This is a genomic window from Bradyrhizobium sp. P5_C11_2 (assembly GCF_054049755.1).
Map to the genome: position 1 here is coordinate 1 of NZ_JBFULT010000576.1, position 4728 is coordinate 4728.

Sequence of the window (4728 nt, forward strand, 5' to 3'; positions counted from 1 at the left end):
GTGTATAAGAGACAGTGCGGGGAGAGGTCGGAATTCAAGCAGCGCTTGAATTCCGGGTGAGGGGAGTCTCCGCGAACTCAACTGTCACCGTCCCCGCGGAGGCTCCCCCTCACCCCAACCCTCTCCCCGCGAAGAGCGGGGAGAGGGAGAAGAAGTGTTCAATGCGCCGGGCCGCCGGCCGCCTTCACCTTCCGCGTCAGCAGCACCGCGATTGCGGCGAGCACCAGCACCGCGCCGATCACCGCAAAAGTGTCGGAATAGCCCATCACCAGCGCCTGGCGCTTGACGGTCTTGCCAAGTGCGATGATCGCCTGCCCGCGCGCGGCGTGGGGGTCGGGCACGCCATGTGCGATGAAGTAGTCCGTCATCTGCGCGATGCGGCTGCGGACCTCCTCGCGGCCGAGCGTGACGGAATGGCCGATGATGTTGGAGTGGAACTGCTCGCGCTTGGTGATGATGGTTGCGAGCGTCGCGGTGCCGATCGCGCCGCCGAGGTTGCGGAACATGTTGCTGATGCCGGAGGCCGCGGCGGCGTCCTGCGGTGCGATGCCGCCGGTCAGCACCGAGGTCAGCGGCGTCAGCACCATGGCCTGTCCCACCGCGCGCACGATGTTCGGAATCCAGAGCTGGTCGCCGGCATAGTCCGGCGACATCGCCGTGTTCATGAAGCAGCTATAGGCGAAGATCAGAAGCCCGGTGATCGCGATGTAGCGCGTGTCGAAGCGTTGCATCAGCTTCGGGATCAGCGGAATCAGCACGAGTTGCGGCAGTCCGGTCCAGGCCAGCACGTTGCCGATCTGCTCGGCGTTGTAGCCCTGGGCCTGGCCGAGATAGGCCGGCAGGATGTAGACCGAGCCGAACAGCGCGAAGCCGACCATCGTCATCGCGATGGTGCCGAAGCCGAAATTGCGCTGGGTGAGCAGCCGCAACCGGATCAACGGCTTCTCGATTCGGAGCTCGATCGCGACGAACAGCGTGAGGCTGACGGCCGCGATCACCGCGAGCTTGACGATGAAGGGCGAGGAGAACCAGTCGTCCTTGTTGCCTTCCTCGAGCACGGCCTGCAGCGCCGACAGCCCGATCGCCATGGTGAATATCCCGGCCCAGTCGCCCTCCTTCAACAGCCCGAGCTGCATCTTCTGCCGCTCCAGCGTCAGATAGAGCGCGGTCACCATGATTGCCGTCGGGATCACGTTGACGAAGAAGATGGTGCGCCAGCCGTAGTTTTCCGTGAGATAGCCGCCGATGGTCGGGCCGATCGCGGGGGCAAAGGTGACGGATAGCGCGAAGATCGCAAGGCCGATCGGCTGCTGCGGCTTCGGCAGCTTGGTCAGGACCAGCGTGAAGGCCATCGGGATCAGCACACCGCCGGCAAAGCCCTGCAGGCCGCGCATCGCGATCATCGAGGGCAGATCATGGGTGAAGGCGCAGGCGACCGAGAAGGCGGCGAACAGCGCCGCGCTCGCCAGCATGTAGCGGCGGAACGAGAACACGCGGCTCAAATAGTCGGTCAGCGGAATCACGATGATCTCGCCGATCAGGTACGAGGTCGAGATCCAGGAGCCGTTGTCGGCGCCGGTGCCGATGCCGCCCTCGATGTTGAGCAGCGAGGCGTTGGTGATCTGGATGTTCAGGATCGCCATGAACGAGCCGATCATGGCGGCGAGCACGGCAATCCAGGTCGCGGCACTGGCGCGATTGGGATCGGCTATGGCGCGGTCAGGCGTCGCGGCCAGTGTTGCGGGCGTCGAAATTGAGAGGCTGTTTGACATGGCAGGACCCTCCGGAAACGAGCTTCGCCTTGGGTGCGGCGGCCGCATTTGCGGCCGGCGCAGTCGAACGTGTTGCAATCGTCGGGATCACCGACATGCCCGGGCGGAGCGCGATCGCGGGACCGTGTCCGGAGTCGAGCGCGATCTTGACGGGGATGCGCTGCACCACCTTGGTGAAATTGCCGGTGGCGTTGTCCGGCGGCAGCAGCGCGAATTCCTGGCCGCTGGCCGGCGCGATGGAATCGACGTGGCCATGCACCACCTGCCCCGGGAACATGTCGACCTCGATGTCGACGGCCTGGCCCGCCTGCACGTGGGTAAGCTGCGTCTCCTTGAAATTGGCGACCACATAGGCGCCCTCGGCCGGCACGATCGACATCAGCTGCGTGCCCGCCTGCACGAACTGGCCGACGCGCAAGGAGCGGTTGCCGACCACGCCGTCGATCGGCGAGACCACGGTGGTGTAGCCGAGGTTGAGCTCGGCCTGATGCTGGATCGCCGCCGCGCGCGCTGCAGCGGCCTTGGCTTGCACGATCTCGGCCTTCAGGAGATCGACCTGCTTCTGTGCGGAGATGAGGTTGGCATTGTCGCGCGCGATCGCGGCGTCCGCGCCGGCGTTGCGCGCCTGTGCTTGCTGTGCGTTCTGCACGCTGCCATAGCCGGTTGCCGCCAGGTCGGTGTAACGCTTGTTCTCCTGCTGGGCGAACATCTTCGCGGCATTGTCGACATCGATGGTCGATTTGGCAGCCGCGATCACGGCGTCCTGAACCTCGAGCTGCGCCTCCTTGCTCGTCACCGTCGCATTCGCGGCGGCGACATCGGCCTTGGCCTGGTCGAGTGCGACGCGGAAGTCGCGGTCGTCGATCCGGGCCAGCACCTGGCCGGCCTTCACAGGCTCGTTATCGCCCACCAGGACGCGGTCGAGATAGCCGCTCACCTTCGGTGCGATGGTGGTGTTGTCGGCCTTCACATAGGCGTCGTCGGTGGAGACGAGGAAGCGGCCGACGGTCCAATAGTCGTAGCCGTACCAGCTTGCGCCCGCCAACGCGACTGCGGCCACCCCCGCCAGCAACAGCTTGCGGACGTTCAGTTTTTGGCGCCGGGCGACTGGCGGCGTCGCCGGCAGGCTGACCTCCGGCGCTTTGGCCGGAACGACGGCGGCTTCGATCCTGGACGGGGTGGTGTGGACGGTCATGGCCGCTCCCCTCAATTAGGAAACTTGACGATTTCCAAAATAGGACTAGCTTCAAGACTGTCAATAGAATGACAGTCATCATGTAAAAACATGGCTCCGGAAAAATCTTCCACCGAATGCCGCCCCCGCGGACGGCCGCAACTGCGCAGCGACGAGGAGACGAAACAGATCGTCTTCGACGCCGCGCGGCACGCCTTCGCCGTCGACGGCTACGCCGCGACCAGTACCGAAGAGCTGGCACGCCGCGCCGGCATCTCGACCAAGACGCTCTATCGCCTGTTTCCGGGCAAGGCCGCGCTGTTCGAGGCGATGTGCGCCGACCGGCTCGAGCGGCTGCTCTCCGCGGTCGATCTGCAAGGAAGCGACGACGTCGACATCGAGACGGGCTTGCGCGCCGCGCTGCTGGCCTGCGCCGATCTCGCGCTCGATCCGGAGGTCGTGGCGTTGCAGCGCATGGTGCTGCAGGAATCCGCCGCGTTCCCCGAGCTCGCCGCCAACTTCTACAACAACGGCATTTCCCGAACCGTCAGGACGCTCGCGGGCTGGCTGCGCGTCCAGGTCAAGCGCAAGCGCATCGTCATCGACGATGCGGAGGAAGTTGCCGGCATGCTGATCGGCATGGTCGCATCGGCGCCGCAGCGCGCGGCGATCTATGGCGGCATGCCCTTGCCGTCGCGCAAGCAGATCGAGCGGCGCGTGCGGCGCTGCGCGGTCCTGTTCCTGGACGGCTGTCGCGGCGCGTCGGCCCGGCAGCCCCTTTGACAATCCGCTCCGCCTCGTCTATCTATTTCGCATGCGAAATAATGTGGCCGCGGCGCGACATCACCGGCTGATCTACCTGTTGAACGTCGCGCAGCGGCGATTGCAGCGCTGGATGGCGACCCGGCCGGACAACGATGTGACGCCGGCGCAGGCCGGGCTGCTGTTCATCCTGGGCAAGCAGGACGGCGTCCTGATGGGCGAGGCGGGCATTGCGCTCGATCTCGGCCCGGCCGGCATTTCCGGCCTGGTCGATCGCACGGCGGCGGCAAAGCTGGTCGAGCGGCGGGCCGACCGCGAAGATGGGCGCGCCTGGCGCATCTGGCTGACGCCGAAGGGCCGCACCGCGCTGGCGCAGGCGAAAGCGGGGGCCGCCGAAGTCAATGCGGCGCTGACGGAGGGATTTACCAGCGCGGAAATCGACATCGTCGCGCGCTGGCTGACGAGCATTCAGGACAAGTTTCCAAAGGACAAGTTTCCAAGAGATCCAGAGGAATAACAGGAGAGACCCATGACCGAGCATGTCCGGATCGAGAACAACGCTGGAATTCTCACCCTCACGCTGGCGCGCCCCGACAAGAAGAACGCGCTGACGGATGCGATGTACGGCAAGCTCGCGGATAGCATCGAATCCGCGGAATCCGATGCGGCCGTCCGCGTGATCCTGATCCGCGGCGAGGGTGACATGTTCACCGCCGGCAACGACGTCGGTGAGTTCGCAGCCGTCGCCTCCGGCAAATCCGAGGGCAACCGCAACGTCGTGCGTTTCATCCAGTCCCTGGCGCGCTGCACCCGGCCGCTGGTTGCGGCGGTCCAGGGCCGCGCCGTCGGCGTCGGCACCACGATGCTGCTGCATTGCGACCTCGTCGTGCTCGCCGACAATGCGCAATTGTCGACGCCCTTCGTCAGCCTCGCGCTGGTCCCGGAAGCCGCTTCCAGCCTGCTGATGCCGGCGCGCATCGGTTACGCCCGCGCCTACGAGATGTTCGCGCTGGGCGAGAC

General features: G+C 65.7%; 5 protein-coding genes. 3 read left to right on the forward strand and 2 right to left on the reverse strand.

Going from position 1 to position 4728, the window contains the following annotated elements:
* Positions 1-158: 158 nt before the first annotated feature.
* Both ACXJL8_RS34380 and ACXJL8_RS34385 read right to left on the reverse strand, forming a co-directional pair.
* A complete protein-coding gene (locus tag ACXJL8_RS34380; protein WP_456620583.1) occupies positions 159-1772 on the reverse strand; it encodes a DHA2 family efflux MFS transporter permease subunit in 1614 nt (537 codons plus the stop codon).
* Positions 1720-2967: an HlyD family secretion protein gene (locus ACXJL8_RS34385; RefSeq protein WP_456620582.1), complete on the reverse strand. Its 1248-nt coding sequence runs from the start codon at positions 2965-2967 to the stop codon at positions 1720-1722. The genes ACXJL8_RS34380 and ACXJL8_RS34385 overlap by 53 nt, the downstream gene beginning before the upstream one ends.
* A 90-nt stretch (positions 2968-3057) precedes the next feature.
* On the opposite strand from ACXJL8_RS34385, the gene ACXJL8_RS34390 reads away from it, so the two are divergent.
* The 3 genes from ACXJL8_RS34390 to ACXJL8_RS34400 form a co-directional block, all read left to right on the forward strand.
* Positions 3058-3729, forward strand: coding sequence for a TetR/AcrR family transcriptional regulator (locus ACXJL8_RS34390; RefSeq protein ID WP_456620581.1), 672 nt, complete (start codon positions 3058-3060; stop codon positions 3727-3729).
* Positions 3730-3760: 31 nt separating this feature from the next.
* Positions 3761-4225, forward strand: a complete 465-nt coding sequence (locus ACXJL8_RS34395) for a MarR family winged helix-turn-helix transcriptional regulator (protein WP_456620580.1) — start codon at positions 3761-3763, stop codon at positions 4223-4225.
* Positions 4226-4237: 12 nt separating this feature from the next.
* The coding region (locus ACXJL8_RS34400; RefSeq protein WP_456686394.1) for an enoyl-CoA hydratase-related protein at positions 4238-4728 on the forward strand (491 nt) is incomplete at its 3' end.